Source organism: Streptomyces sp. NPDC003284, assembly GCF_053589675.1.
This window is the reverse complement of the sequence record NZ_JBSFSI010000019.1, coordinates 77,606-101,198: the sequence shown is the minus strand read 5'-3', so window position 1 is coordinate 101,198 and position 23,593 is coordinate 77,606. Positions and strand designations below refer to the sequence as shown.

At 71.3% G+C, this 23,593-nt stretch carries 23 protein-coding genes and 1 pseudogene; 5 read left to right on the top strand and 19 right to left on the bottom strand.

The genetic code is table 11. The features are described 5' to 3' along the window. Nucleotides 1–9 precede the first annotated feature (9 nt). From nuoK to ACWDYF_RS30480, 11 genes are read right to left on the bottom strand one after another with little or no spacing between them, the layout of a single operon-like run. Nucleotides 10–309: an NADH-quinone oxidoreductase subunit NuoK gene (nuoK, locus tag ACWDYF_RS30530; RefSeq protein WP_018568277.1), complete on the bottom strand. Its 300-nt coding sequence runs from the start codon at nt 307–309 to the stop codon at nt 10–12. Then, nucleotides 306–1,148: an NADH-quinone oxidoreductase subunit J gene (locus tag ACWDYF_RS30525; RefSeq protein WP_018568276.1), complete on the bottom strand. Its 843-nt coding sequence runs from the start codon at nt 1,146–1,148 to the stop codon at nt 306–308. The genes nuoK and ACWDYF_RS30525 overlap by 4 nt, the downstream gene beginning before the upstream one ends. Continuing rightward, nucleotides 1,145–1,747, bottom strand: a complete 603-nt coding sequence (nuoI, locus tag ACWDYF_RS30520) for an NADH-quinone oxidoreductase subunit NuoI (protein WP_389470793.1) — start codon at nt 1,745–1,747, stop codon at nt 1,145–1,147. The genes ACWDYF_RS30525 and nuoI overlap by 4 nt, the downstream gene beginning before the upstream one ends. Continuing rightward, complete coding sequence (gene nuoH / locus ACWDYF_RS30515; protein WP_389470796.1) at nt 1,740–3,104, bottom strand: NADH-quinone oxidoreductase subunit NuoH; 1,365 nt, start codon at nt 3,102–3,104, stop codon at nt 1,740–1,742. The genes nuoI and nuoH overlap by 8 nt, the downstream gene beginning before the upstream one ends. After that, a complete protein-coding gene (locus tag ACWDYF_RS30510) occupies nt 3,101–5,605 on the bottom strand; it encodes an NADH-quinone oxidoreductase subunit G (protein WP_389470799.1) in 2,505 nt (834 codons plus the stop codon). Before ACWDYF_RS30510 ends, nuoH begins: the two co-directional genes overlap by 4 nt. Next, nucleotides 5,602–6,978, bottom strand: coding sequence for an NADH-quinone oxidoreductase subunit NuoF (gene nuoF / locus ACWDYF_RS30505; RefSeq protein WP_018568272.1), 1,377 nt, complete (start codon nt 6,976–6,978; stop codon nt 5,602–5,604). Before nuoF ends, ACWDYF_RS30510 begins: the two co-directional genes overlap by 4 nt. Continuing rightward, nucleotides 6,978–7,847, bottom strand: a complete 870-nt coding sequence (nuoE, locus tag ACWDYF_RS30500; RefSeq protein WP_037887624.1) for an NADH-quinone oxidoreductase subunit NuoE — start codon at nt 7,845–7,847, stop codon at nt 6,978–6,980. The genes nuoF and nuoE overlap by 1 nt, the downstream gene beginning before the upstream one ends. Then, nucleotides 7,844–9,166 (bottom strand): NADH-quinone oxidoreductase subunit D, encoded by a 1,323-nt coding sequence (locus tag ACWDYF_RS30495; protein WP_389470803.1) that lies wholly within the window; start codon nt 9,164–9,166, stop codon nt 7,844–7,846. The genes nuoE and ACWDYF_RS30495 overlap by 4 nt, the downstream gene beginning before the upstream one ends. Further along, nucleotides 9,163–9,888, bottom strand: a complete 726-nt coding sequence (locus ACWDYF_RS30490; RefSeq protein WP_018568269.1) for an NADH-quinone oxidoreductase subunit C — start codon at nt 9,886–9,888, stop codon at nt 9,163–9,165. The genes ACWDYF_RS30495 and ACWDYF_RS30490 overlap by 4 nt, the downstream gene beginning before the upstream one ends. Next, on the bottom strand, nt 9,885–10,439 hold the full coding sequence (locus ACWDYF_RS30485) for a NuoB/complex I 20 kDa subunit family protein (protein WP_389470804.1): 555 nt from the start codon (nt 10,437–10,439) through the stop codon (nt 9,885–9,887). Before ACWDYF_RS30485 ends, ACWDYF_RS30490 begins: the two co-directional genes overlap by 4 nt. 15 nt (nt 10,440–10,454) lie before the next feature. After that, on the bottom strand, nt 10,455–10,814 hold the full coding sequence (locus ACWDYF_RS30480) for an NADH-quinone oxidoreductase subunit A (RefSeq protein WP_007383963.1): 360 nt from the start codon (nt 10,812–10,814) through the stop codon (nt 10,455–10,457). Nucleotides 10,815–11,599: 785 nt separating this feature from the next. Between ACWDYF_RS30480 and ACWDYF_RS30475 the strand changes: the two genes are divergently transcribed. Next, nucleotides 11,600–12,466, top strand: a complete 867-nt coding sequence (locus ACWDYF_RS30475; RefSeq protein WP_389470807.1) for a C40 family peptidase — start codon at nt 11,600–11,602, stop codon at nt 12,464–12,466. Between the two features lie 201 nt (nt 12,467–12,667). On the opposite strand, the gene ACWDYF_RS30470 is transcribed toward ACWDYF_RS30475, so the two are convergent. Next, nucleotides 12,668–13,972: a geranylgeranyl reductase family protein gene (locus ACWDYF_RS30470; RefSeq protein WP_389470809.1), complete on the bottom strand. Its 1,305-nt coding sequence runs from the start codon at nt 13,970–13,972 to the stop codon at nt 12,668–12,670. Between the two features lie 99 nt (nt 13,973–14,071). Between ACWDYF_RS30470 and ACWDYF_RS30465 the strand changes: the two genes are divergently transcribed. Together ACWDYF_RS30465 and ACWDYF_RS30460 are read left to right on the top strand one after the other, a co-directional pair. Further along, nucleotides 14,072–14,608, top strand: a complete 537-nt coding sequence (locus ACWDYF_RS30465; RefSeq protein WP_381736777.1) for a GNAT family N-acetyltransferase — start codon at nt 14,072–14,074, stop codon at nt 14,606–14,608. Nucleotides 14,609–14,717: 109 nt separating this feature from the next. Beyond that, a complete protein-coding gene (locus tag ACWDYF_RS30460) occupies nt 14,718–15,059 on the top strand; it encodes a PASTA domain-containing protein (RefSeq protein WP_381736856.1) in 342 nt (113 codons plus the stop codon). Here ACWDYF_RS30460 and ACWDYF_RS30455 read toward each other — a convergent pair. The 7 genes from ACWDYF_RS30455 to ACWDYF_RS30425 all read right to left on the bottom strand — a co-directional run bounded on the left by ACWDYF_RS30455 (nt 15,049) and on the right by ACWDYF_RS30425 (nt 21,417). Continuing rightward, on the bottom strand, nt 15,049–15,741 hold the full coding sequence (locus ACWDYF_RS30455; protein WP_389470813.1) for a demethylmenaquinone methyltransferase: 693 nt from the start codon (nt 15,739–15,741) through the stop codon (nt 15,049–15,051). The two genes, ACWDYF_RS30460 and ACWDYF_RS30455, sit on opposite strands and share 11 nt — an antisense overlap. A 31-nt stretch (nt 15,742–15,772) precedes the next feature. Continuing rightward, nucleotides 15,773–15,976: a DUF397 domain-containing protein gene (locus ACWDYF_RS30450; protein ID WP_389470817.1), complete on the bottom strand. Its 204-nt coding sequence runs from the start codon at nt 15,974–15,976 to the stop codon at nt 15,773–15,775. After that, a complete protein-coding gene (locus ACWDYF_RS30445) occupies nt 15,936–16,784 on the bottom strand; it encodes a helix-turn-helix domain-containing protein (protein WP_389470820.1) in 849 nt (282 codons plus the stop codon). The genes ACWDYF_RS30450 and ACWDYF_RS30445 overlap by 41 nt, the downstream gene beginning before the upstream one ends. Nucleotides 16,785–16,864: 80 nt before the next feature. Then, nucleotides 16,865–17,374 carry an imidazolonepropionase-like domain-containing protein gene (locus ACWDYF_RS30440; RefSeq protein ID WP_389470822.1) on the bottom strand — a complete coding sequence of 170 codons (510 nt, stop codon included), beginning with the start codon at nt 17,372–17,374 and terminating at the stop codon, nt 16,865–16,867. Then, nucleotides 17,374–18,573 carry a cyclic dehypoxanthinyl futalosine synthase gene (gene mqnC / locus ACWDYF_RS30435; RefSeq protein ID WP_381736781.1) on the bottom strand — a complete coding sequence of 400 codons (1,200 nt, stop codon included), beginning with the start codon at nt 18,571–18,573 and terminating at the stop codon, nt 17,374–17,376. The genes ACWDYF_RS30440 and mqnC overlap by 1 nt, the downstream gene beginning before the upstream one ends. 120 nt (nt 18,574–18,693) lie before the next feature. Further along, nucleotides 18,694–20,436 (bottom strand): protein kinase domain-containing protein, encoded by a 1,743-nt coding sequence (locus tag ACWDYF_RS30430; RefSeq protein ID WP_389470825.1) that lies wholly within the window; start codon nt 20,434–20,436, stop codon nt 18,694–18,696. Nucleotides 20,437–20,568: 132 nt separating this feature from the next. Beyond that, a complete protein-coding gene (locus tag ACWDYF_RS30425; protein WP_381736783.1) occupies nt 20,569–21,417 on the bottom strand; it encodes a menaquinone biosynthetic enzyme MqnA/MqnD family protein in 849 nt (282 codons plus the stop codon). 382 nt (nt 21,418–21,799) lie between these two features. Between ACWDYF_RS30425 and ACWDYF_RS30420 the strand changes: the two genes are divergently transcribed. Further along, entirely contained in the window at nt 21,800–22,003 is a 204-nt protein-coding gene (locus ACWDYF_RS30420; protein ID WP_004984723.1) for a cold-shock protein, read from the top strand. A 294-nt stretch (nt 22,004–22,297) separates the two neighbouring features. Then, nucleotides 22,298–23,173, top strand: a pseudogene (locus ACWDYF_RS30415) (LysR family transcriptional regulator); the annotation flags it as partial. Between the last annotated feature and the right edge of the window lie 420 nt (nt 23,174–23,593).

Below are 23,593 nucleotides of genomic sequence, written 5' to 3'. Positions count from 1 at the left end.
TCCGACCCCTTACAGCTTCATCAGGCTGGCGTCGTCGACCGAGGCCGAGTGGCGGGAACGGAACAGCGACACGATGATCGCGAGTCCGACCACGACCTCCGCCGCGGCGACGACCATCGTGAAGAAGGCGATGATCTGGCCGTCGAGGTTGCCGTGCATCCGGGAGAAGACGACGAACGCGAGGTTGCAGGCGTTCAGCATCAGCTCGACGCACATGAAGACCACGATGGCGTTGCGGCGGATGAGGACGCCGGTGGCACCGATCGTGAACAGCAGGGCGGCGAGGTACAGGTAGTTGACGGGATTCACTTCGACGCCTCCTCGGGCCGCTTGAAGGCCGCCGAGCCGGTCTCGGTGCGCTCGAGGCGCTCCTCGGCCCGCTGCTCCAGCGCCTTGAGGTCGCCCAGCGCCTCGGCCGAGACGTCCCGGATCTGACCGCGCTCGCGCAGGGTCTTGCTGACCGTCAGCTCGGAGGGGGTGCCGTCGGGCAGCAGGCCCGCGATGTCCACGGCGTTGTGCCGGGCGTAGACGCCGGGGGCGGGCAGCGGCGGTACGTGCCTGCCCTCGCGCACACGCTGCTCGGACAGCTCGCGCTGGGTCCTGGCCCGCTCGGTGCGCTCGCGGTGGGTGAGCACCATGGCGCCGATGGTGGCGGTGATGAGCAGGGCGCCGGTGAGCTCGAACGCGAACACGTACCGGGTGAAGATCAGGGAGGCCAGGCCCTCCACATTGCCGCCGGCGTTGGCCTTGCCCGCGCCCGCGAAGTCCTTCAGGGAGGCGTTGGCGATCCCGGCGAACAGCAGGATGCCGAAGCCGAGGCCGCACAGCAGGGCCAGCCAGCGCTGGCCCTTGATGGTCTCCTTCAGGGAGTCGGCGGCGGTCACACCGACGAGCATCACCACGAACAGGAACAGCATCATGATCGCGCCGGTGTAGACGACGATCTGCACGATCCCGAGGAAGTAGGCGCCGTTGGCCAGGTAGAACACGGCCAGGACGATCATGGTGCCGGCCAGGCACAGGGCGCTGTGCACGGCCTTCCTCATGAAGACGGTGCACAGCGCGCCGATCACCGCGACGGTGCCGAGGACCCAGAACTGGAACGCCTCGCCGGTGGAGGTGGTGTAGGCGGCGAGCTCGGGGCTCATACGTCCACCTCCTCGTCCGCGGGCTGCTCGCCCTTGGAGACGGCCGGCTGGCGCACCGTGCCGGGCGCGGCCTCCGTCACCAGGCCCCGGTAGTAGTCCTGTTCGTCGGTGCCGGGGTAGATGGCGTGCGGGGTGTCGACCATGCCCTCGTCGAGACCGGCGAGCAGCTGCTCCTTGGTGTAGATGAGGTCGGCGCGGCTGGAGTCGGCCAGTTCGAACTCGTTGGTCATCGTCAGCGCGCGGGTGGGGCACGCCTCGATGCACAGCCCGCACAGGATGCAGCGGGCGTAGTTGATCTGGTAGACGCGGCCGTAGCGCTCGCCTGGGGAGTAGCGCTCCTCGTCGGTGTTGTCGGCGCCCTCCACGTAGATGGCGTCGGCGGGGCAGGCCCAGGCGCACAGCTCGCAGCCGACGCACTTCTCCAGGCCGTCCGGATGGCGGTTGAGCTGGTGCCGTCCGTGGAAGCGGGGAGCGGTGGTCTTCTTCTGCTCCGGGTACTGCTCGGTCAGCCGCTTCTTGAACATGGCCTTGAAGGTCACGCCGAAGCCGGCCACGGGGTTCTGGAAACCGGGGTCGGTCCCCTTGGGCTCGTCAGCCATCGGACGCCTCCTTTCCCTCCAGAGTTCCGTCACTGACAGTGTCGGTGCCACCACTGACAATCAGCTCGCGCTCACGGCGCGGGCGGCGGCGCGGCACGGGCGGCAGCTCTTGGCCGGGCAGCGGCGGCACCGGGAAGCCGCCCGCCATCGGGTCGAACCCGGGCGGCTGCGCGGCGCTCCGCTCCGCCTCCCCGCCCTTCTCGCGGAACAGGTCGGCGACGAAGGACAGCACCAGCAGGGCCAGGACGCCGCCGCCGACGTAGAGGGCGATGTCGGCGAAGTCGTAGTGCTCGTTCCTGAGGGTCCGTACGGTCGCGACGAGCATCAGCCAGACCACGGAGACCGGGATGAGGACCTTCCAGCCGAGCTTCATCAGCTGGTCGTAGCGCACGCGCGGGAGCGTGCCGCGCAGCCAGATGAAGAAGAACAGCAGCAGTTGCACCTTGATCACGAACCAGAGCAGCGGCCACCAGCCGTGGTTGGCGCCCTCCCAGAAGGTGCTGATCGGCCACGGGGCCCGCCAGCCGCCCAGGAACAGCGTCGTCGCCACGGCCGAGACCGTCACCATGTTCACGTACTCGGCGAGCATGAACATCGCGAACTTGATCGAGGAGTACTCGGTGTTGAAGCCGCCGACCAGGTCGCCCTCGGACTCCGGCATGTCGAACGGGGCGCGGTTGGTCTCCCCGACCATGGTGACGATGTAGAGGATGAAGGAGACCGGCAGCAGCAGGATGTACCAGCGGTCGTGCTGCTGTTCCACGATGGCCGAGGTGGACATCGACCCCGAGTAGAGGAACACCGAGGCGAACGCGGCGCCCATGGCGATCTCGTAGGAGATCATCTGCGCGCAGGAGCGCAGACCGCCCAGGAGCGGGTAGGTGGAGCCGGAGCTCCAGCCCGCCAGGACGATGCCGTAGATGCCGACCGAGGCGACCGCCAGGATGAACAGCATGGCGATCGGCAGGTCGGTCAGCTGCATCGCGGTGCGGTGGCCGAAGACCGACACCTCGTTGCCCGCGGGTCCGAAGGGGATCACGGCGATCGCCATGAAGGCGGGGATGGCGGCGACGACCGGCGCGAGGACGTAGACGACCTTGTCGGCGCGTTTGACGACGACGTCTTCCTTGAGCATCAGCTTGATGCCGTCGGCCAGCGACTGGAGCATGCCCCAGGGGCCGTGCCGGTTGGGGCCGATGCGCAGCTGCATCCAGGCGACGACCTTGCGCTCCCACACGATGGAGAACAGCACGGTCACCATCAGGAAGGCGAAGCAGAACACCGCCTTGACGACGACCAGCCACCACGGGTCGGTGCCGAACATCGACAGGTTCTCTGCGGCGAGGGACGGGTTCACGCCTCCACCTCCTCAAGGGCCCCGGCCGCGCGGGGCGCCGGGCCGATACGGACGAGGGAGCCGGGCTGCGCCCCGGTGTCGGCGGCGACGCCGGCCCCGGCGGAGTTCAGCGGGAGCCACACCACCCGGTCGGGCATCTCGGTGACCTCCAGCGGGAACGCGGTCGTGCCGGCCGGGCCGGTCACGGCGAGCAGATCGCCGTCCGCGACGCCCGCCTCGGCGGCCGTGGCGGCCGACACGCGCGCGTGTGCGGCGTGCCGGGTCCCGGCGAGCGCGTCGTCGCCCTCCTGGAGGAGGCCCTGGTCGAGCAGGAGCCGGTGCCCGGCGAGCACCGCCTCCCCGGCGGCGGGCCGGGGCAGTACGCCGCCGCTCTCGCGGGGTTCGGCGGCGCGCGGGCCGCTCCAGGTGCCCAGCCGGTCCAGCTCGGCGTGTGCGGTGCGCAGGTCCGGCAGGCCCAGGTGGACGTCCATGGCGTCGGCCAGCATCTGGAGCACCCGCAGATCGGTCGGGGCGAGGCGGCGGGTCATCTGCTCGGGCTTGAGCGCGGCCTCGAAGAAGCGCACCCGGCCCTCCCAGTTGAGGAAGCTGCCCGCCTTCTCGGCGACCGCCGCGACCGGCAGGACCACGTCGGCGTGCTCGGTGACCTCGCCGGTCCGCAGCTCCAGCGAGACCAGGAACCCGGCCTCGGCCAGGGCGGCACGCGCGCGTGCCGGGTCGGGCAGGTCGGCGACCTCCACCCCGGCGACCAGCAGCGCCTGGAGTTCGCCGTCCGCGGCGGCGGCCAGGATCTGGCCGGTGTCGCGGCCGTAGCGGTGCGGGAGGGCGGCGACGCCCCACAGGGCGGCGACCTCGTCCCGCGCGCGCGGGTCGGTGGCCGGGCGGCCGCCCGGCAGCAGCGACGGCAGCGCGCCCGCCTCGATCGCGCCGCGCTCCCCGGCCCGGCGCGGGATCCACACCAGGCGGGCGCCGGTCGCGGTGGCGGCCCGGACGGCGGCGGTGAGGCCGCCCGCGACGGCGGCCAGCCGTTCGCCGACGACGATGACCGCACCCTCGGCGCGCAGCGCCTCGGCGGCCCGGCTCCCGTCGCCCTCCAGGCCGACGCCGCCCGCCAGCGCGTCCAGCCACTCGGTCTCGGTACCGGGCGCGGCCGGCAGCAGGGTGCCGCCCGCCTTCTCCAGGCCGCGGGTGGCGTGCGTGGCCAGCGAGAACACCCGCTGCCCGTGCCCCCGCCACGCCTTGCGCAGCCGCAGGAAGACGCCCGGCGCCTCCTCCTCGGACTCGAACCCGGCCAGCAGCACGGCCGGTGCCTGCTCCAGGGCGGTGTACGTGACGCCGGTGCCGTCGACGTCCCGGCCGTGCCCGGCGACGCGGGCGGCCAGGAAGTCGGCCTCCTCGCCGCTGTGCACGCGCGCGCGGAAGTCGATGTCGTTGGTGTCCAGGGCCACCCGCGCGAACTTGCTGTACGCGTAGGCGTCCTCGACGGTGAGCCGACCGCCGGTGAGGACACCGGTGCGGCCGCGCGAGGCGAGCAGCCCCTGGGCGGCGATCTCCAGGGCCTCCGGCCAGGAAGCGGCGACCAGTTCGCCCTCGGGGCTGCGCACCAGCGGGGTGGTCAGCCGGTCCTTGAGCTGCGCGTAGCGGAACCCGAAGCGGCCCTTGTCGCAGGTCCACTCCTCGTTGACCTCGGGGTCGTTCGCGGCGAGCCGCCGCATGACCTTGCCCCGCCGGTGGTCGGTGCGGGTGGCGCAGCCGCCCGCGCAGTGCTCGCACACCGAGTGCGAGGAGACCAGGTCGAAGGGGCGCGAGCGGAAGCGGTACGCGGCCGAGGTGAGCGCGCCGACCGGGCAGATCTGGATGGTGTTGCCGGAGAAGTACGACTCGAACGGGTCGCCCTCGCCGGTGCCGACCTGCTGGAGCGCGCCGCGCTCGATCAGTTCGATCATCGGGTCGCCGGCGATCTGGTTGGAGAAGCGGGTGCAGCGGGCGCACAGCACGCACCGCTCGCGGTCCAGCAGCACCTGCGCGGAGATCGGCACCGGCTTCTCGTACGTCCGCTTCTTCCCCTCGAAGCGGGAGTCGGCGTTGCCGTGCGACACGGCCTGGTTCTGTAGCGGGCACTCGCCGCCCTTGTCGCAGACCGGGCAGTCCAGCGGGTGGTTGATGAGCAGCAGCTCCATCACGCCGTGCTGGGCCTTCTCGGCGACCGGCGAGGTCAGCTGGGTCTTGACCACCATGCCGTCGGTGCAGGTGATGGTGCAGGACGCCATGGGCTTGCGCTGGCCCTCGACCTCGACGATGCACTGGCGGCAGGCGCCGGCCGGGTCGAGCAGCGGGTGGTCGCAGAACCGGGGGATCTCGATGCCGAGCTGTTCGGCGGCCCGGATGACCAGGGTGCCCTTGGGCACGCTGATCTCGACGCCGTCGATCGTCAGTGTCACGAGGTCGTCCGGCGGGGGTGCCGCCGCGCCGCCCGAGGAGGGGGCGTTGGTGGTCACGGTCATGCGAGCACCTCCGTGTGCTGGTCCGCCCAGACCGTGGACCGGGCGGGGTCGAAGGGGCAGCCGCGGCCCGTGATGTGCTCCTCGTACTCCGCGCGGAAGTACTTCAGGGAGGAGAAGATGGGGGAGGCCGCGCCGTCGCCGAGGGCGCAGAAGGACTTGCCGTTGATGTTGTCGGCGATGTCGTTCAGCTTGTCGAGGTCGGCCATGACGCCCTTGCCGGCCTCGATGTCCCGCAGCAGCTGCACGAGCCAGTACGTGCCCTCGCGGCAGGGTGTGCACTTGCCGCAGGACTCGTGGGCGTAGAACTCGGTCCACCGGGTGACGGCCCGCACCACGCAGGTCGTCTCGTCGAAGCACTGGAGCGCCTTGGTGCCGAGCATGGACCCGGCGGCGCCGACGCCCTCGTAGTCGAGGGGGACGTCGAGGTGCTCCTCGGTGAACATGGGGGTGGAGGAGCCGCCCGGGGTCCAGAACTTCAGCCGGTGCCCGGGGCGCATCCCGCCGCTCATGTCCAGGAGCTGGCGCAGCGTGATGCCGAGCGGGGCCTCGTACTGGCCGGGGCTCGCGACATGGCCGCTGAGCGAGTAGAGCGTGAAGCCCGGGGACTTCTCGCTGCCCATCGAGCGGAACCACTCCTTGCCCTGGTTCATGATGGCGGGAACCGAGGCGATGGATTCGACGTTGTTCACGACAGTGGGGCACGCGTACAGGCCCGCGACGGCCGGGAAGGGGGGACGCAGCCGCGGCTGTCCGCGGCGGCCTTCGAGCGAGTCCAGCAGCGCGGTCTCCTCGCCGCAGATGTACGCGCCCGCGCCCGCGTGCACGGTGATGTCGAGGTCGAGTCCGCTGCCCAGGACGTCCGTCCCGAGGTAGCCGGCCGCGTACGCCTCGCGCACGGCGGAGTGCAGCCGCCGCAGCACGGGGACGACCTCGCCGCGCAGATAGATGAAGGCGTGCGACGACCTGATGGCGTGGCAGGCGATGACGATGCCCTCGATCAGGCTGTGCGGGTTGGCGTACAGGAGCGGGATGTCCTTGCAGGTGCCCGGCTCCGACTCGTCGGCGTTGACGACGAGGTAGTGCGGCTTGCCGTCGCCCTGCGGGATGAACTGCCATTTCATCCCGGTCGGGAAGCCCGCGCCGCCGCGGCCGCGCAGTCCGGACTCCTTGACGTAGGCGATCACGTCGTCCGGGGACATGGCGAGCGCCTTGCGCAGTCCTTCGTAGCCCTCGTGGCGCCGGTAGACGTCCAGCGTCCAGGAGCGGTCCTCGTCCCAGAAGGCGGAGAGCACGGGGGCGAGCAGCTTCTCGGGGCTGGCGCCGCCGCCGGCCTCCGGCTGGGCCGCGCCTCCCTGCGATGTGGACACGGTCATCACTCCCCCTCCTCGGCGGCGGGTCCCGCGGGGTGCGAAGGATCGGAGGCCGAGGTCTGCTGCGGTGCGTCGTGCGAGCTGAGGTGCTCGGTCGGCGACGGCTCGTGCACGGTGTCGCGCTGCGCGTCCTGCGGGCCGCCCTCGCGGGGGTGGACCACGCGCGCGGGCGCGCTCTCGCCCCGGGCCAGGCGCAGCCCGGTCAGCGAGGCGGGTCCGGCGCTGCCGCCGGCGTCGGTGGCGCCCTCGCGCTCGTCGGGGAAACCGGCCAGGATCCGGGCGGTCTCCTTGAAGGTGCACATCGGGGCGCCGCGGGTGGGGGTGACGGGCCGGCCCGCGCGCAGGTCGTCGACCAGGCGCTTGACGCTCTCGGGCGTCTGGTTGTCGAAGAACTCCCAGTTGACCATCACGACCGGGGCGAAGTCGCAGGCCGCGTTGCACTCGATGTGCTCCAGGGTGACCTTGCCGTCGTCGGTGGTCCCGCCGTTGCCGACGCCCAGGTGCTCCTGGAGCGTCTCGAAGAGGGCGTCGCCGCCCATCACCGCGCACAGGGTGTTGGTGCAGACGCCGACCTGGTAGTCGCCGGAGGGTCCGCGCCGGTACATGGTGTAGAAGGTGGCGACCGCGGTGACCTCGGCGGTGGTCAGGCCGAGGACGTCCGCGCAGAACCGCATCCCGGTGCGCGTGACGTGGCCCTCCTCGGACTGCACGAGGTGCAGCAGCGGCAGCAGCGCGGAGCGCGAGTCGGGGTAGCGGGCGATGATCTCGCGGGCGTCGGCCTCCAGCCGGGCGCGGACGTCGTCCGGGTAGGCGGGCGCGGGCAGTTCGGGCATGCCCAGGCTGACGCCCCGCTCGGAAGAAGAGGTGGTCACCGGTCGACGCCTCCCATCACGGGGTCGATGGACGCGACGGCGACGATGACGTCGGCGACCTGGCCGCCCTCGCACATCGCCGCCATGGCCTGAAGGTTGGTGAAGGACGGGTCGCGGAAGTGGACCCGGAAGGGGCGGGTGCCGCCGTCGGAGACGACATGCACGCCCAGCTCGCCCTTGGGCGACTCGACCGCCGTGTACACCTGTCCGGCCGGGACCCGGAAGCCCTCGGTGACCAGCTTGAAGTGGTGGATCAGGGCCTCCATGGAGGTGCCCATGATCTTCTTGATGTGGTCGAGGGAGTTGCCGAGTCCGTCCGGTCCCAGGGCGAGCTGGGCGGGCCAGGCGATCTTCTTGTCGGCGACCATGACCGGTCCCGGCTCCAGCCGGTCCAGGCACTGCTCGACGATCCTGAGCGACTGGCGCATCTCCTCCAGGCGGATCAGGAAGCGGCCGTAGGCGTCGCAGGAGTCGGCGGTCGGGACGTCGAAGTCGTACGTCTCGTAGCCGCAGTACGGCTGGGTCTTGCGCAGGTCGTGCGGCAGGCCGGTGGAGCGCAGGATGGGGCCGGTGGCGCCCAGGGCCATGCAGCCGGCCAGGTCGAGGTAGCCGACGTCCTGCATCCGGGCCTTGAAGATGGGGTTCCCGGTGGCGAGCTTGTCGTACTCCGGGAGGTTCTTCCGCATCTTCTTCACGAACTCGCGGATCTGGTCCACCGCGCCGGGCGGCAGGTCCTGGGCGAGTCCGCCGGGGCGGATGTACGCGTGGTTCATCCGGAGGCCGGTGATCAGCTCGTAGATGTCGAGGATCAGCTCGCGGTCGCGGAAGCCGTAGATCATGATGGTGGTGGCGCCCAGCTCCATGCCGCCGGTGGCGATGCACACCAGGTGGGAGGAGAGCCGGTTCAGCTCCATCAGGAGCACGCGGATGATCGTGGCCCGGTCGGTGATCTGGTCCTCGATGCCGAGGAGCTTCTCGACGCCGAGGCAGTAGGCCGTCTCGTTGAAGAAGGACGTCAGGTAGTCCATGCGCGTGACGAAGGTGGTGCCCTGCGTCCACGTGCGGAATTCGAGGTTCTTCTCGATGCCGGTGTGCAGGTAGCCGATGCCGCAGCGGGCCTCGGTGACCGTCTCGCCGTCGATCTCCAGGATGAGGCGCAGCACTCCGTGGGTGGAGGGGTGCTGGGGGCCCATGTTGACGACGATGCGCTCGTCGTCGGCGCGGGCCGCGGACTGGACGACCTCGTCCCAGTCGCCGCCGGTGACCGTGTAGACGGTGCCTTCCGTGGTCTCCCTCGGGGAGGCGTGCGAAGTGCTCACGAGTACGACCTCCGCTGGTCCGGAGCCGGGATCTGGGCGCCCTTGTACTCGACGGGGATGCCGCCGAGGGGGTAGTCCTTGCGCTGCGGGTGGCCCGGCCAGTCGTCCGGCATCATGATCCGCGTCAGGGCGGGGTGGCCGTCGAAGACGATGCCGAAGAAGTCGTACGTCTCGCGCTCGTGCCAGTCGTTGGTCGGGTAGACGGGCACCAGCGACGGGATGTGCCGGTCGGCGTCGGGGGCGCTGACCTCCAGCCGGATCAGCCGGTTGTGGGTGATCGAGCGCAGGTGGTAGACGGCGTGCAGCTCGCGGCCCTTGTCGTGCGGGTAGTGGACGCCGCTGACGCCGGTGCACAGCTCGAAGCGCAGGGCGGGGTCGTCGCGCAGGGTGCGGGCGACGCGGACCAGGTGCTCGCGCTCGATGTGGAAGGTCAGCTCGCCGCGGTCGACGACCGTCTTCTCGATGGCGTTGTCCGGCAGCAGGCCCTGTTCCTCCAGGGCGCCCTCCAGCTCGTCGGCGACCTCGTCGAACCAGCCGCCGTAGGGGCGGGTGGCCGGTCCGGGCAGCCGCACCGAGCGGACCAGGCCGCCGTAGCCGGAGGTGTCGCCGCCGTTGTTCGCGCCGAACATGCCGCGCTGGACGCGGATCTCCTCGCCGCCCTCGCCGCGCTGGCCGGGGAGGTTGTCGGTGCCGAGATCCTTCTCGGGGTTCACGTCGCTCATCGCAGCAGCCCCTTCATCTCGATCGTGGGCAGTGCCTTGAGCGCCGCCTCCTCCGCCTCGCGGGCCGCCTCCTCGGCGTTCACGCCGAGCTTGGTGGTCTGGATCTTCTGGTGGAGCTTGAGGATCGCGTCCATCAGCATCTCGGGGCGGGGCGGGCAGCCGGGCAGGTAGATGTCGACGGGGACGATGTGGTCGACGCCCTGGACGATCGCGTAGTTGTTGAACATGCCGCCCGAGGAGGCGCAGACGCCCATGGAGATCACCCACTTGGGGTTGGGCATCTGGTCGTAGACCTGCCTGAGGACCGGCGCCATCTTCTGGCTGACCCGGCCGGCCACGATCATCAGGTCCGCCTGGCGGGGCGAACCGCGGAACACCTCCATGCCGAAGCGGGCCAGGTCGTAGCGGCCGGCTCCGGTGGTCATCATCTCGATCGCGCAGCAGGCGAGGCCGAAGGTGGCCGGGAAGACGGACGACTTACGCACCCAGCCCGCGGCCTGCTCCACGGTGGTCAGCAGGAAGCCGCTCGGCAGCTTTTCTTCGAGTCCCATGTCTTATATGGCCCCTCAGTCCCATTCCAGGCCGCCGCGCCGCCATACGTACGCGTACGCGACGAAGACGGTGAGCACGAAGAGCAGCATCTCCACGAGCCCGAAAACACCCAGGGCGTCGAAGGTGACGGCCCAGGGGTAGAGGAAGACGATCTCGATGTCGAAGACGATGAAGAGCATCGCCGTCAGGTAGTACTTGATGGGGAAGCGCCCGCCGCCGGCCGGCGTGGGGGTCGGCTCGATACCGCACTCGTAGGCCTCGAGTTTGGCGCGGTTGTACCGCTTCGGTCCGATCAGCGTGGCCATGACCACGGAGAAGATCGCAAAGCCTGCCCCGAGGGCTCCCAGTACGAGGATGGGCGCATACGCGTTCACCGCTCCTCGCTCCTCTCAGTCGGCACTGACTGCTGGCGGTCACTGGGCCGCACCTGCCTCGTCCGTCCCGCGAACCCCGCCTGTCCCGGCGAAGATCGGGAACATGTGAAGCAGGTCACAAGCCCAACTGGAGGGCATCCTATGCCCGACACTCTGTGATCTGCGACACGGGGTATTGCACCGGCTTTGTGATCTCCACCACCTGACGAAGGATCATGAAGCCGGATGAGGGGTGATCTTCGCACGCGAAGCACCTGAGTGATCACCACTGGTTACATTTTACCTCGTATTTGCAGGTCGGAAGGGGTCTGCATTATCAGATGAAGAGTGTCCGGCGCAAAGTGGCGACCGGCGTCAAGACCTTGATATAGGGCTGCTTTTCACACATCAGAGGGAGCCCGGAACGGGAAGTGGACACGTTCACCCGTTCACAAGCGACGCGTGGTGCCTGTGGGGACGCTGTGGCTCGTGTGGCAGATGGGGCCGACGTGGGCTCGGCGCGCGGACGCACGGCGGGGTGGTGACCGTTCCGTGACCTCCGCCACACCCGTGAGAGCTTCATGAGAACCGGGCTTGGCCAACGGTCGTTCCCGATGGTAGGCGCGGGGCAATTCGGGCGTAACTGCGAAAGAGCATGATCACAGGCATGATCATCTGTGCCCGCAATGTCCGTTACGGCGTCAATAAAGGGCGACACGCCCGGTGTTCGCAGGACCGGCACAGCAAATGTGGCGCACGCCACGTTTCTTGAAGAGTCCGAGGACCCCCTGATACCGGTTGTCCTCATGTCCCACACCGCTCACATACGCAGCCACCGGAAGCCCCGCCGCAGCGCGTCGACCATCGCGATGCGGGCCGGAGTTGCCGGTGGCGTCCTCGGCACCCTGGCAGTCGCCGGTGCGTCCGCCTCCACGGCGAGCGCCGCCGAGCCGGTCACCCAGACCCTCGAACTGCCCACGCTCACCGCCGACCTGGCCAGCCAGATCGCCCAGTCCGCGGACGCCACGCAGCAGGCCGCCGCGCACTACCAGCTCCTGGCCGAGCGCGACTCCGCCGCCGCGAACGCCGCGAAGCAGGCCAAGTCGGACCTCGCGCAGGCCAAGAAGAAGGCCGAGGCCGCGAAGAAGAAGGCCGCCGAGGAGGCCGCCGCCCGCAAGGAGGCCGCCGAGCGCGCCGCGCGCGACAGCGCCCGCCCCACCCTCACCACCCAGTCGGGCACCGGCACCTCCACCGGTTCCGGCAGCAGCACCGGCGCCACCACGGGCACCGGCACCTCCACCGGCTCGTCCACCGCGACGGGTTCGGCCGCCAGCATCGTCTCGTTCGTGAAGTCCCAGGTCGGCAAGGCGTACGTCCCCGGCGCCACCGGCCCCTCCGCCTACGACTGCTCCGGCCTGGTGCAGACCGCCTTCAAGCAGGTCAACATCAGCCTGCCGCGCGTCTCCCAGGACCAGTCGATGGCCGGCACCCAGGTGTCGCTCTCCAACCTCCAGCCGGGCGACATCCTGTACTGGGGCGGCCGCGGCAGCGCGTACCACGTGGCCGTGTACGTCGGCGGCGGTATGTTCGTCGGAGCGCAGAACTCGTCCACGGGCGTCGTGGAGAGGCCGCTGTCGTACGACCCGCCCACCGGGGCCGTCCGGGTGCTCTGAGGCACCGCACAGCGCCGTACGGGGTGAAGGGCCGCAGCCGCTCGGGGGCAGCGGCCCTTCCGGCGCGGCCGGTTCGCCCGATTCACCCCGGATGATCACAAAGGTGCGCCCCGAATCCGGGGGCGCCCGCACACGGCTGAGGCTGGCTCAGGAATGAGCCGGCCTCGTCGTCGTTCCGGGCCCTCGCCGGGCCCCCGGGGGTCACGCCTTGGGCGCCACCCGGCTCAGGCCGTTGATGATGCGGTCCATCGCGTCGCCGCCGGTCGGGTCGGTGAGGTTGGCCAGGAGCTTGAGGGTGAACTTCATCAGCATCGGGTGGGTCAGACCGCGCTGCGCGGCGATCTGCATGACCTTCGGGTTGCCGATGAGCTTCACGAAGGCGCGGCCCAGCGTGTAGTAGCCGCCGTAGGTGTCCTTCAGGACGCGCGGGTAGCGCTGGAGGGCCAGTTCGCGCTGGGCGGGCGTGGCGCGCGAGTGCGCCTGGACGACGACCTCGGCGGCCAGCGCGCCGGACTCCATCGCGTAGGCGATGCCCTCGCCGTTGAACGGGTTGACCAGGCCGCCCGCGTCACCGACGAGCAGCAGGCCGCGCGTGTAGTGCGGCTGGCGGTTGAAGGCCATCGGCAGGGCGGCGCCGCGGATGGGGCCGGTCATGTTGTCCGGGGTGTAGCCCCAGTCCTCGGGCATGGAGGCGCACCACGCCTTCAGGATCTCCCGCCAGTCCAGCTCCTTGAAGGCGGCCGAGGTGTTGAGCACGCCGAGGCCGACGTTGGACGTGCCGTCGCCCATGCCGAAGATCCAGCCGTAGCCGGGCAGCAGGCGGTCCTGCGCGCCGCGCCGGTCCCACAGTTCGAGCCAGGACTCCAGGTAGTCGTCGTCGTGCCGGGGCGAGGTGAAGTAGGTGCGCACGGCGACACCCATCGGGCGGTCCTCGCGGCGGTGCAGGCCCATCGCCAGGGAGAGCCGGGTGGAGTTGCCGTCGGCGGCGACCACGAGCGGCGCGTGGAAGATGACCTCGCGCTTGTCCTCGCCCAGCTTGGCCGTCACCCCGGTGATGCGGCCGGTGCGGTCGTCCACGACCGGACCCGAGACGTTGCACCGCTCGTAGAGCCGGGCGCCCGCCTTCTGCGCCTGCCGGGCGAGCTGCTCGTCGAAGTCGTCGCGCTTGCGCACGAGTCCGTAGTCCGGGAAGGAGGCCAGGTCGGGCCAGTCGAGCTGGAGCCGGACGCCGCCGCCGATGATGCGCAGGCCCTTGTTGCGCAGCCAGCCCGCCTCCTCGGAGATGTCGATGCCCATGGCGACGAGCTGTTTGACGGCGCGCGGGGTGAGCCCGTCGCCGCAGACCTTCTCGCGCGGGAACGCCGTCTTCTCCAGCAGGAGGACGTCGAGACCGGCCTTGGCGAGGTGGTACGCGGTGGTGGAACCGGCCGGTCCCGCGCCCACGACGATGACGTCCGCGGTGTTCCCGGAGAGGGGATCGGAGAGAGACTCGGTCACGACGGTCACGGCGGGATCTCCCCAGGTTCGAAATCTGCGTGCCGACCGGCACTGGACATGGGCAGTCTATGCAGCGGCACTGATCACCCGGCTGAAGGGCCTGTCCCCGTGAACCGAGCACTGCCCGTCGTACGGCTGCGTGTCCCCACCGACGAGGACGCGCACACCTGGCACCGCCTCTTCGACGACCCGGACGTCATGGAGTTCCACGGCGGCCGGTCCGCCGAGCCGTCCGTCTACGAGGAACTGACCGCCCGCCAGCGCCGCCACGACGCCGAACACGGCTTCTGCCTGTGGACGGTCCTCGACGCGTCCGGCCGTCCGGTCGGCTTCACCGGCGCCCAGCCCTGGCCGCACGCCTGGGGCCCGGCGGGCGAGGTCGAGATCGGCTGGCGCCTGGGGCGGGAGCACTGGGGCCGCGGGTACGTCACGGCGGCGGCCCGGCTGACCCTCCAGCGGCTGCGGGCGGCCGGACTGCCGGGCGTGGTCGCCATGGTCGACCGCCGCAACACCCGCTCCATAGCGGTCACCCGGCGCCTGGGCATGCGGCACGCCGAGACGTTCTTCACCCCGCAGACCCGGCGCATCGGCCACTGCTACCGGCTGCCGCTGGGCCCCGAGGACGCCTTCTGTGACGTAGAGTAACCGAATATCACGGAAAGACACAAAAACCTTCCGGCCGCGGTGTCCGGCGGTTACGCTGCCGGTATCGCTGGGGGGTGACGCCGTGTACCCGACTCCCAAGTCACCACAAGTGCGCGTGCCGCGCCTGGTCGGTCTGATGGCCGTCGACGCGCACGAGACCGCGCGGGCCCGCGGCCTGCTCCTGGTCGCGCCCGACCGTCCCGACTTCCCGCGCCCCGCCGTCGACCACGTCGTACGCCAGTACCCGCAGCCCGGCGCGGAACTGCCCCGCGACGCGCGGGTGTACGTGTGGTTCGACTTCGGGCCGGGCGAGGGCGGCGGCGGGGTACGCGAGCCGCGCGTGCCCGAGCCGCCGCCGGGCGGCGCGCGCCGCGCCCTGGACGAGCCGGGCGACCCGGACGGACCGGACGGCTCCGGCGACCCCTGCGCCGTCGCCGGGCTCAGTCCTTGAAACCGCGGTGCAGTGTCACGATCCCGCCGGTGAGGTTGCGCCAGGCCACCTTCGACCAGCCCGCCTCGCGCAGCCGTCCGGCCAGCGCGGGCTGGTCGGGCCAGGCCCGGATCGACTCGGCGAGATAGACGTACGCGTCCGGGCTGGACGACACCGCGCGCGCGACCGGCGGCAGCGCCCGCATCAGGTACTCGGTGTAGAGCGTCCGCAAGGGCGCCCAGGTCGGGTGCGAGAACTCGCAGATCACCACGCGTCCGCCGGGGCGGGTCACGCGGTGCATCTCGCGCAGCGCCGCGTCGAAGTCCTGGACGTTGCGCAGCCCGAAGGAGATCGTCACCGCGTCGAACGTGTCGTCCTTGAACGGCAGCCGGGTCGCGTCCCCCGCGGTGAACGGCATCCAGCTGTGCCGCTGCTTGCCCACCTGGAGCATGCCCAGCGAGAAGTCGCACGGGACGACGTAGGCGCCGGCGCGGGTGAAGGGCAGCGAGGAGGTGGCCGTACCGGCGGCGAGGTCCAGGATCTTCTGCGCCGGGCGCGCGTCGACGGCCCGTGCGACCTCCTTGCGCCAGCGCCGGTCCTGTCCCAGGGACAGCACGTCGTTGGTCAGGTCGTACCGTTCCGCCACGTCGTCGAACATCGAGGCGACTTCGTGCGGCTGCTTCTCCAGGGATGCGCGGGTCACCCGGCCATTGTTGCAGCCGCCCGCACGGGACCTACAGCTCGCCCCGCGCAGCGGCCCCCACGAACCGGGAGAACACCTCCGGCGCCACGGCGAGGTGCCCTCCGGCCGGGTTCTTGCTGTCGCGCAGGGCGATGTGGGCGGTGAGGTGCGCGTATTCGACGCACTCACCGCCGGTGTTACCGCTGTAGGAGGACTTACGCCACCGGATCGCCGACAGGTTCAGATCCGAGCCCATACTGTTCCTCCATCACGCGCTTGATCAGCTTCGCTGAATCCTCCTCGGAGAGGGCAGCGGCCTGCAAGCTAGCGTAACGGCGGGCGCCTTCGCGAACGGTATCCGCATCGGCGGTCATGTGCCCGGAGATGAGGTCCTCGGTGTACACGAGTTCGTGGTCGTTGGTGAACCTCAACGCGGTGAACGATCCAGCCAGACTCGCGTGTTGACCGACGGAGTTGGGCAGCACCTGGATCTGCACCCAGGGGCGTTCCGCGTACTCCAGGAGGTGGGCCAGTTGCTCTCGCATGACCTCGGCGCCCCCGATGGGGCGATGCAGCACGGCTTCGTCCAGAACCACCAGCGCCAAGGGCGGTCTGCCGGCCTCCAGGATCCGCTGCCGCTCCATGCGTCCGGCAAGCAGTTCCTCGACGCGTTTCGCATCGCCGGTTTCCAGCACAGCGCGGGCGTACCCAGATGTCTGCAAAAGCCCGTACACCAGTTGCGCCTGGTACGTGGAGATGTATGTCGCCTTCGCTTCCATCTCCGCGAACGGTTGGAACCATGTGGGCAACTGGTTGCGCAGCACCAAGCTCACCAGCCGCGAGAACATGCCGTCCGTGTTGAACGCGGCATCCACCCGTGCCGAGAAGTCCCGTGTCGGCACCTTCAGGGCCGTTTCGACCTGGCCTACCAGCGAACCCGTGCAGAAGATCGACTCGCCGAGTTCGTTCAGGGTCATCTTCGCCGCCTCGCGCAGGCGGCGCAGCTCGGCGCCGTAGTAGTCCAACGGCGACGCGCTGGGGTCCAGTTGTTTGACGTTCGCCATGCGGCATCCGCTCCTCTCGCTCCGTTGCCGAGAGTAAGCGCGCTGTCGCTGATCCGTAGGGTCAACAACCGAAATCGTATTTATGCCCGCCGGTGGACGAGACGGCCGCCCACGACGGTCGCCAGGCAGTCCCCGTCCGCCCCGAGGACGGCGAAGTCCGCACGGGCGCCGGGAGCCAGGGCCGGGGCGGCGGAGCCGACGAGGATCCCGGACCGCTGCACCGCCGTCCGTACCGGCGCCCGCGTGAACGGTCCCGCCACCGCCGTCACCCCGCGCGCCAGCATCCGCTGGAGCCCGCGCCGGGCGCTCGCGCCCCAGCGGGGGTCGGGCATGCCCTCGGGGCCCACGGGCAGCGGCTCGGTGCCCAGTTCGTCCGCCTCGCGCGGGTCGGGCCAGTACAGCGTCTCCAGGAGGCGCGCCGCGTCCGGTTCGTACCGGCCGGGGACGGGCGTCCCGGCCCACTCGCGGACGCGGGCCCGCTCGCCGTACGCGGCGCGCAGCTCCTCGTACGGGCCGAGGGCCGCGATCCGGGCGCCGTCGACCGCGACGCAGCGGGACGCGTCCGCCGACGAGCGGTGGAGGGTGAGCATCAGTCGGCGGCGAGCAGCTTCAGCTCCGGGTGGGCGGTGCCGCCCGCGAGGGCCGTGGAGGAGATGTGGGACATCACGCGGTCGTCGACGGGGTCGTTCGCCGGGTCGTCGTGCACGACCAGGTGCTCGTAGGTCGTCGCGCGCTGCGCGGGCACCCGGCCGGCCCGGCGGATCAGCTCGATGATCTCCATGCGGTTGGAGCGGTGCTTGGCACCGGCGGAGGAGACGACGTTCTCCTCCAGCATGATCGAGCCGAGGTCGTCGGCGCCGTAGTGCAGGGTGAGCTGGCCGACGTCCTTGCCGGTGGTCAGCCAGGACCCCTGGATGTGCATGACGTTGTCCAGGAACAGCCGGGCGATGGCGATCATCCGCAGGTACTCGAAGAGCGTGGCCTGCGTACGGCCCTTCAGGTGGTTGTTCTCGGGCTGGTAGGTGTACGGGATGAAGGCGCGGAAGCCGCCGGTGCGGTCCTGCACGTCCCGGATCATCCGCAGGTGCTCGATGCGCTCGGCGTTGGTCTCGCCGGTGCCCATCAGCATGGTGGAGGTGGACTCCACGCCCAGGCGGTGCGCGGTCTCCATGATCTCCAGCCAGCGCTCGCCGGACTCCTTGAGCGGCGCGATGGCCTTGCGGGGGCGCTCGGGGAGCAGTTCGGCGCCGGCGCCCGCGAAGGAGTCGAGACCGGCCTCGTGGATGCGGGTGATCGCCTCCTCCACGGAGACCTTGCTGATACGGGCCATGTGCTCGACCTCGCTCGCCCCCAGGCTGTGGATGACGAGCTGCGGGAACTCCCGCTTGATGGCCGCGAAGTGCTTCTCGTAGTACTCGACGCCGTAGTCCGGGTGGTGGCCGCCCTGGAACATGATCTGCGTGCCGCCCAGCTCGACGGTCTCCGCGCAGCGGCGCAGGATGTCGTCGAGGTCGCGGGTCCAGCCCTTGGCGGTGTCCTTGGGAGCCGCGTAGAAGGCGCAGAACTTGCACGCCGTGACGCACACGTTCGTGTAGTTGATGTTCCGCTCGATGATGTACGTCGCGATGTGCTCCGTACCGGCGTACCTGCGGCGGCGCACGGCGTCGGCGGCGGAGCCCAGCGCGTGCAGCGGCGCGTCCCGGTAGAGGGAGAGCGCTTCCTCCGGGGTGATCCGTCCGCCCGCGGCGGCACGGTCGAGGACGGACTGAAGGTCGGCCTTCTCGGTCACCGGCGTCCCTTTCGCAGAGGAGCTGAGGAGCTTGAGGATTCGTGAGGATTGTGGATCGGACGGACCGAAACAGCCTACGCCAGCGCCGTCCGCGGGCCGACGCCAGGCCGTACGGCCGCGTCAGTCCACCCGTTCAAGACGCGCCTTGGGGTTGCCCGCCTGCGGGTCGACGGACCGGAAGCGCAGCGCGTCGGTGCCGTCCGGGCTCAGGCGGACCTCGTGGGCGTCGGGGACGCAGTGCGAGGGGTTGCCTGCCTTGCCGCGGCCGGTGGCCACGAGTTCCCTGGCGGTGACCGACTTGAGGGTGAGGACGTCGACGCAGCCGCCGCCGAGGGGGTCGGTCTGGGTGACCGAGCCGATCACCTTCGCGGAATCGGCCCGCTGGATCACGACCGTGAAGGTGCCGCCGGGGAGGTCCTGGCCGAGGGCGCTGACCGTGCCGGTGCCGCGCCAGGTGCCGACGTAGACCTCGGGCACGGCGCCGGAGGCGGGCGCGGGCGTACGGCCGGGGGTCGGGGTGGCGGCGCTTCCGGCGCTGTCGCCCTTGTGGCCGCCGCGGAACTGGTCCAGCACCAGCACCCCGGTGGTCGTCGCCACGGCCAGCGCCCCGGCGACCGCCAGCACCACACTGCAACTCAGCTTCCGCCCGCGACCGCCGCCGCCGGGTCCGGTCCCGGCCGCCACGCTGACGGAGAACCGGCCGGGGCGGGCCGGGCCGTCCGGCGTCCCGCCCTCCGGGAGCGGCGGGACGCCGTCACGGGGCGCGGGGACGGCGGGCGGGGTGCCGGGGCGGACGCCCGGCATCACGGGCGGCGGGCCGAACACCCCGGTGACGGCCGGGGGTTCAGGCGCCGGGGGGACGGAGGACGCGGACACGGGCGGCGCGGTGACCGTTCCGGGCGCGGGGCCCTCGGAGGCGTACGCGGGCGCCGTGAAGGCGATCGGGCCCGAGGGCCGGTCCGGGGCGGGCTCCAGGTTCAGCAGGTGTACGGCGCCACGGCTGACCTGTTCGACCAGGGGGCCGGGGAGCCAGCCCCCGGCGACGAGGCGGGCCGCGCCCCCGGGGGCGAGGCGGCGGGCGATCTCGCCGGGCGCGGGCCGGGCGGCGGGGTCCTTGGCGAGGCAGGCGCGGGCCAGCTCGCGCAGGTCCGCGTCGGCCAGGGCGTCCAGCTCGGGTTCCTCGTGGACGACCTTGTAGAGCAGCGCCGCCGAGGAGTCCCCCGGGAACGGGGACGCGCCCATCGCGCCGTACGCGAGGACCGCGCCCAGCGAGAAGACGTCCGCCGCGCCGGTGACGGCCTTGCCGAGGATCTGCTCGGGCGCCATGTAGCCGGGTGACCCGATGGAGACGCCGGTGGAGGTCAGGGAGGCGGTGCCGTCGGTGGCGCGGGCGATGCCGAAGTCGATCAGCACCGGGCCGTCGAGGGTGAGCAGCACGTTGGACGGCTTGACGTCCCGGTGCACCAGGCCCAGATCGTGCACCGCGGCCAGCGCCTCCGCGAGGCCCGCGGCCAGCACCCGCGCGGTGTGGGCGGGCAGCGGGCCGCCGTGCGCGACGGCGGCGGCCAGGGAGGGTCCGGCCGCGTAGGCGGTGGCCACCCAGGGCACGGCCGCCTCGGGGTCGGCGTCCAGGACGGGCGCGGTCCAGGCGCCGCCGACCCGGCGCGCGGCGGAGACCTCGCGCCGGAAGCGGGCGCGGAACTCCTCGTCGAGCGCGAAGTGCGGGTGCACGATCTTCACCGCGACCGTGCGGCCGCCGGGACTGCGGCCCAGATAGACGCGGCCCATGCCACCGGAGCCCAGCCGGCCGAGCAGCCGGTAGGGCCCCACGGCAGCGGGCTCGTCGTGTGCGAGCGGCTGCATGGCGGTCCCCTCCCCCGTGTCCCCGTGGCCCACGTGGCACCCGTGGCCCCCGCGTGCCGGACTCCGGCCTTGTCGGCAGGGTCCTCGCCAGCAGAGTAGTGCCGGGAGCCGGGTCGCGGGCGGGGCCGGATGTCAGAGGTCCAGCAGGTCGACCTTCACGTCCGCGGGGAAGCCCGTCGTGGGGCCGACCCGGCGGGCGAACTCCGCGACCGCCTTGAGCTGCGGGGCGCCGAAGCTGAAGTCGAGGGTGGTGAAGTAGCTCTCCAGGACCGGCTCGTCGAAGGACTCCCAGCGGGCCGCCTGCTCGGCGACCTTGTGGACCTCCTCCAGGGAGAGGTCGCGGGAGGCGAGGAACGCCTCGTGCACCTTGCGGGTGATGCGCGGCTCGCGCTCGGCGTAGTCGCGGCGCGCGGCCCAGACGGCGAAGACGAACGGCAGGCCCGTCCACTCCTTCCACAGCCGGCCGAGGTCGTGCACGTCGAGGCCGTAGCGGGGGCCGTCGTGCAGGTTGGCGCGCAGCGCCGCGTCGCCGATGAGGACCGCCGCGTCCGCCTCCTGCATCATCAGGCTCAGGTCGGGCGGGCAGGTGTAGTAGTCCGGGCGCACGCCGTACCGCTCGGCCAGGAGCAGCTGGGCCAGGCGCACCGAGGTGCGGGAGGTGGAGCCGAGCGCCACCCGGGCGCCGTCGAGCCGGTCGAGCGGGACCTGCGAGACGATCACACAGGACATCACCGGGCCGTCGCAGCCCACGGCGATGTCGGGAAAGGCCAGCAGATCGTCCGCGTTCCTGAGGAACTCCACGAGGGTGATCGGGGCGATGTCCAGCTCGCCGCGGACGAGCTGCTCGCTGAGCTTGTCCGGGGTGTCCTTGCGGAGATCGAAATCGAGGAGCGTGCCCGTTCTCGCGAGCCCCCAGTACAGGGGCAGGCAGTTGAGGAACTGGATGTGGCCGACACGCGGCCGGGTGCGAGAATTGTCCACATCGCGAGACTAGACCCTGGTCGCCCGGGTGCTGCCGCCGCCCCCTCGGCCGCCGGGGCGCGGGGGCCCGCCCGGGGGGCGGTTCACCCGGTCGGCCCTGCCGTCATCTGCCGTCCACCGGGCGTTTGCGTCCGTCTGTGTCAACCTCTGACCAGAGCTTTCAAACATCCGGGTGACGTGATCTTGGCCTCTATTGCGTTCGGGGGCCCGCATGCTAGGCTCGCCATCAAGTTGCAGTTTTGGTTTCCCTTGCAGTACAGAGCCTGCGGAGCATGTAACCGCGGGCTCTGGTCGTTTTCAGACGTATGCAGTTGTGCGGCGATATCGTTTTCACATTTGCAGGTTCTGGAGCAGGGCGACCCTTTGAGCCCAAGGAGGGCTTATGGCTACCGGAACCGTGAAGTGGTTCAACGCCGAAAAGGGCTTTGGCTTCATTGCCCAGGAAGGCGGCGGCCCCGACGTCTTCGTTCACTACTCCGCGATCAACGCCACCGGTTTCCGCTCTCTCGAAGAGAACCAGCAGGTGTCCTTCGACGTCACCCAGGGCCCGAAGGGCCCGCAGGCGGAGAACGTCACCCCGGTCTGAGCGTCGCGCGCGCAGTAACCGTTCTGATTGCAGTACCCAAGGAGCCCCACGCCATCCGGCGACGGGGCTCCTGCCCTTTTCTGCTCTTTCCCGCCCCGGCGCGCTCCGCCCGGGGCGGGTCGGCACCCGCCGCACCCCGCCTCGGGTCCGGATCCCCGCGAGGTGGGACGGGTTGCCGCCCTGGGCCCCGCAAAGATCGTCGTACGCGGACAGGGCCCAGTCAATCCTGGGAATGTCTGCCCATCTCCAAGCAATCCCTTGGGTGTTGGCCCTCTGCCGGGCTAGCTTGTCCGCGTGACTCTCGATGATCTGCGGGTGTTCGTCGCCGTGTGCCGGGCGGGCAACCTCAGCGCCGTGGCCCGTGACCTCGGCTGCACCCAGTCGGCAGTGAGCCAGCACGTGAAACGGCTGGAGCGGGAGGCCGGCGTCAGCCTGCTGGAACGCCAGCCGCGCGGGGTCGCGCCCACCGAGGCCGGACGGATCCTGCGGACGGCCGCGGCCGAGTCGCTGGCCGGTCTCGACGGCGCGCTGCGGCGGCTGCGGGATCTCACCGAGGGGGAGACCGGCTCGGTGCGGATCGCGACCGGCGCGACGACCGTACGGCACTTCATGGCGGACGCGGTCGTCGCCTTCCGCCGCCGGTATCCCAAGGTCAACCTGGAGTTCTTCACGGAGAGTTCGAGCCGGGGCTGCTTCGACGCGCTCGGCGGCGGCGAGCTGGACCTCGCCTGGGTCACGCTGGGCGCGCCGGTGCGCGGCATCGAGCAGCGCGGTGTCCTCGACCTGCCGTGGGTGCTCGCGCTGCGCGCCGAGGATCCGCTGGCCGCCCGTACGTCCGTGGACGCGGCCGAGCTGCGGGAGCTGCGGCTGATCCGGCTCCCGCCGAACTCCACCTCCGCCGCCCACCTCGACGCCGCCTGCGCCGAGCTGGGCGTCCGCTTCGGCTCCGACACCAGCGTCGCCGACTGGGACACCGCGTTCCTCCTCGCCGAGCTGGGCGTGGGCCGCGCGGTCGTCCCCGCCCTCCCCGGCCACACCACCCCCTCCAGCCCCCTCCGCCTCATCCCCGTCCCCGCCCTCCGCCCCCTCACCGTCGGCTGGGCGGTCCGCCGCTGGGACGCCCTGTCCCCGCTGGCCCGCGCTTTCGCGGAGACGGTGATGGAGTGCTGCCGCGGGCTGGAGGGGGCACCGGGGGCGGGGGCGACGCCCGGTGCGGGAGCGGGAGTCCTGGGCGGAGGCGTCCCGGGTGCGAGGGCACCGCGTGCGGGCGCGGCGGGAGCGGGAGCAGTGGGCGCGGGAGGCCCGGGTGGTGCGCCGGGCTCCGGGGCGGGGCCGGATCCGGTGCCGCGCAGGCCCGTTGGGCCGCCGCGGCCGTTCGCGCCTCCGGCGCCGGCCGTGCCGCCGGTACCCGTCGTGCCGCCTGGGCCTTCGGCGGTCCCGGACACGCCGGAGGAGCCGTACGGTCCGGACGGCCCGCACGACCCGGAGGCTCCGTACAGGCAGCCCGGCCCGGTCACCCCGGTCGGTTCGGGCTCTCCGGACGCCGCCCAGGCCCCGTAGCCCCGCCTCCCCGGTCCCGTAGCCCGCCGG

What these genes read in the sequence shown, in the direction of transcription:
- ACWDYF_RS30485 (WP_389470804.1), bottom strand. Translation starts at nt 10,439, where the DNA reads ATGGGACTCGAAGAAAAGCTGCCGAGCGGCTTCCTGCTGACCACCGTG.
- ACWDYF_RS30490 (WP_018568269.1), bottom strand. Translation starts at nt 9,888, where the DNA reads ATGAGCGACGTGAACCCCGAGAAGGATCTCGGCACCGACAACCTCCCC.
- ACWDYF_RS30445 (WP_389470820.1), bottom strand. Translation starts at nt 16,784, where the DNA reads ATGGCGAACGTCAAACAACTGGACCCCAGCGCGTCGCCGTTGGACTAC.
- ACWDYF_RS30510 (WP_389470799.1), bottom strand. Translation starts at nt 5,605, where the DNA reads ATGACCGTGACCACCAACGCCCCCTCCTCGGGCGGCGCGGCGGCACCC.
- ACWDYF_RS30525 (WP_018568276.1), bottom strand. Translation starts at nt 1,148, where the DNA reads ATGAGCCCCGAGCTCGCCGCCTACACCACCTCCACCGGCGAGGCGTTC.
- ACWDYF_RS30430 (WP_389470825.1), bottom strand. Translation starts at nt 20,436, where the DNA reads ATGCAGCCGCTCGCACACGACGAGCCCGCTGCCGTGGGGCCCTACCGG.
- ACWDYF_RS30450 (WP_389470817.1), bottom strand. Translation starts at nt 15,976, where the DNA reads ATGGGCTCGGATCTGAACCTGTCGGCGATCCGGTGGCGTAAGTCCTCC.
- ACWDYF_RS30440 (WP_389470822.1), bottom strand. Translation starts at nt 17,374, where the DNA reads ATGCTCACCCTCCACCGCTCGTCGGCGGACGCGTCCCGCTGCGTCGCG.
- nuoI (WP_389470793.1), bottom strand. Translation starts at nt 1,747, where the DNA reads ATGGCTGACGAGCCCAAGGGGACCGACCCCGGTTTCCAGAACCCCGTG.
- ACWDYF_RS30475 (WP_389470807.1), top strand. Translation starts at nt 11,600, where the DNA reads ATGTCCCACACCGCTCACATACGCAGCCACCGGAAGCCCCGCCGCAGC.
- ACWDYF_RS30420 (WP_004984723.1), top strand. Translation starts at nt 21,800, where the DNA reads ATGGCTACCGGAACCGTGAAGTGGTTCAACGCCGAAAAGGGCTTTGGC.
- nuoF (WP_018568272.1), bottom strand. Translation starts at nt 6,978, where the DNA reads ATGACCGTGTCCACATCGCAGGGAGGCGCGGCCCAGCCGGAGGCCGGC.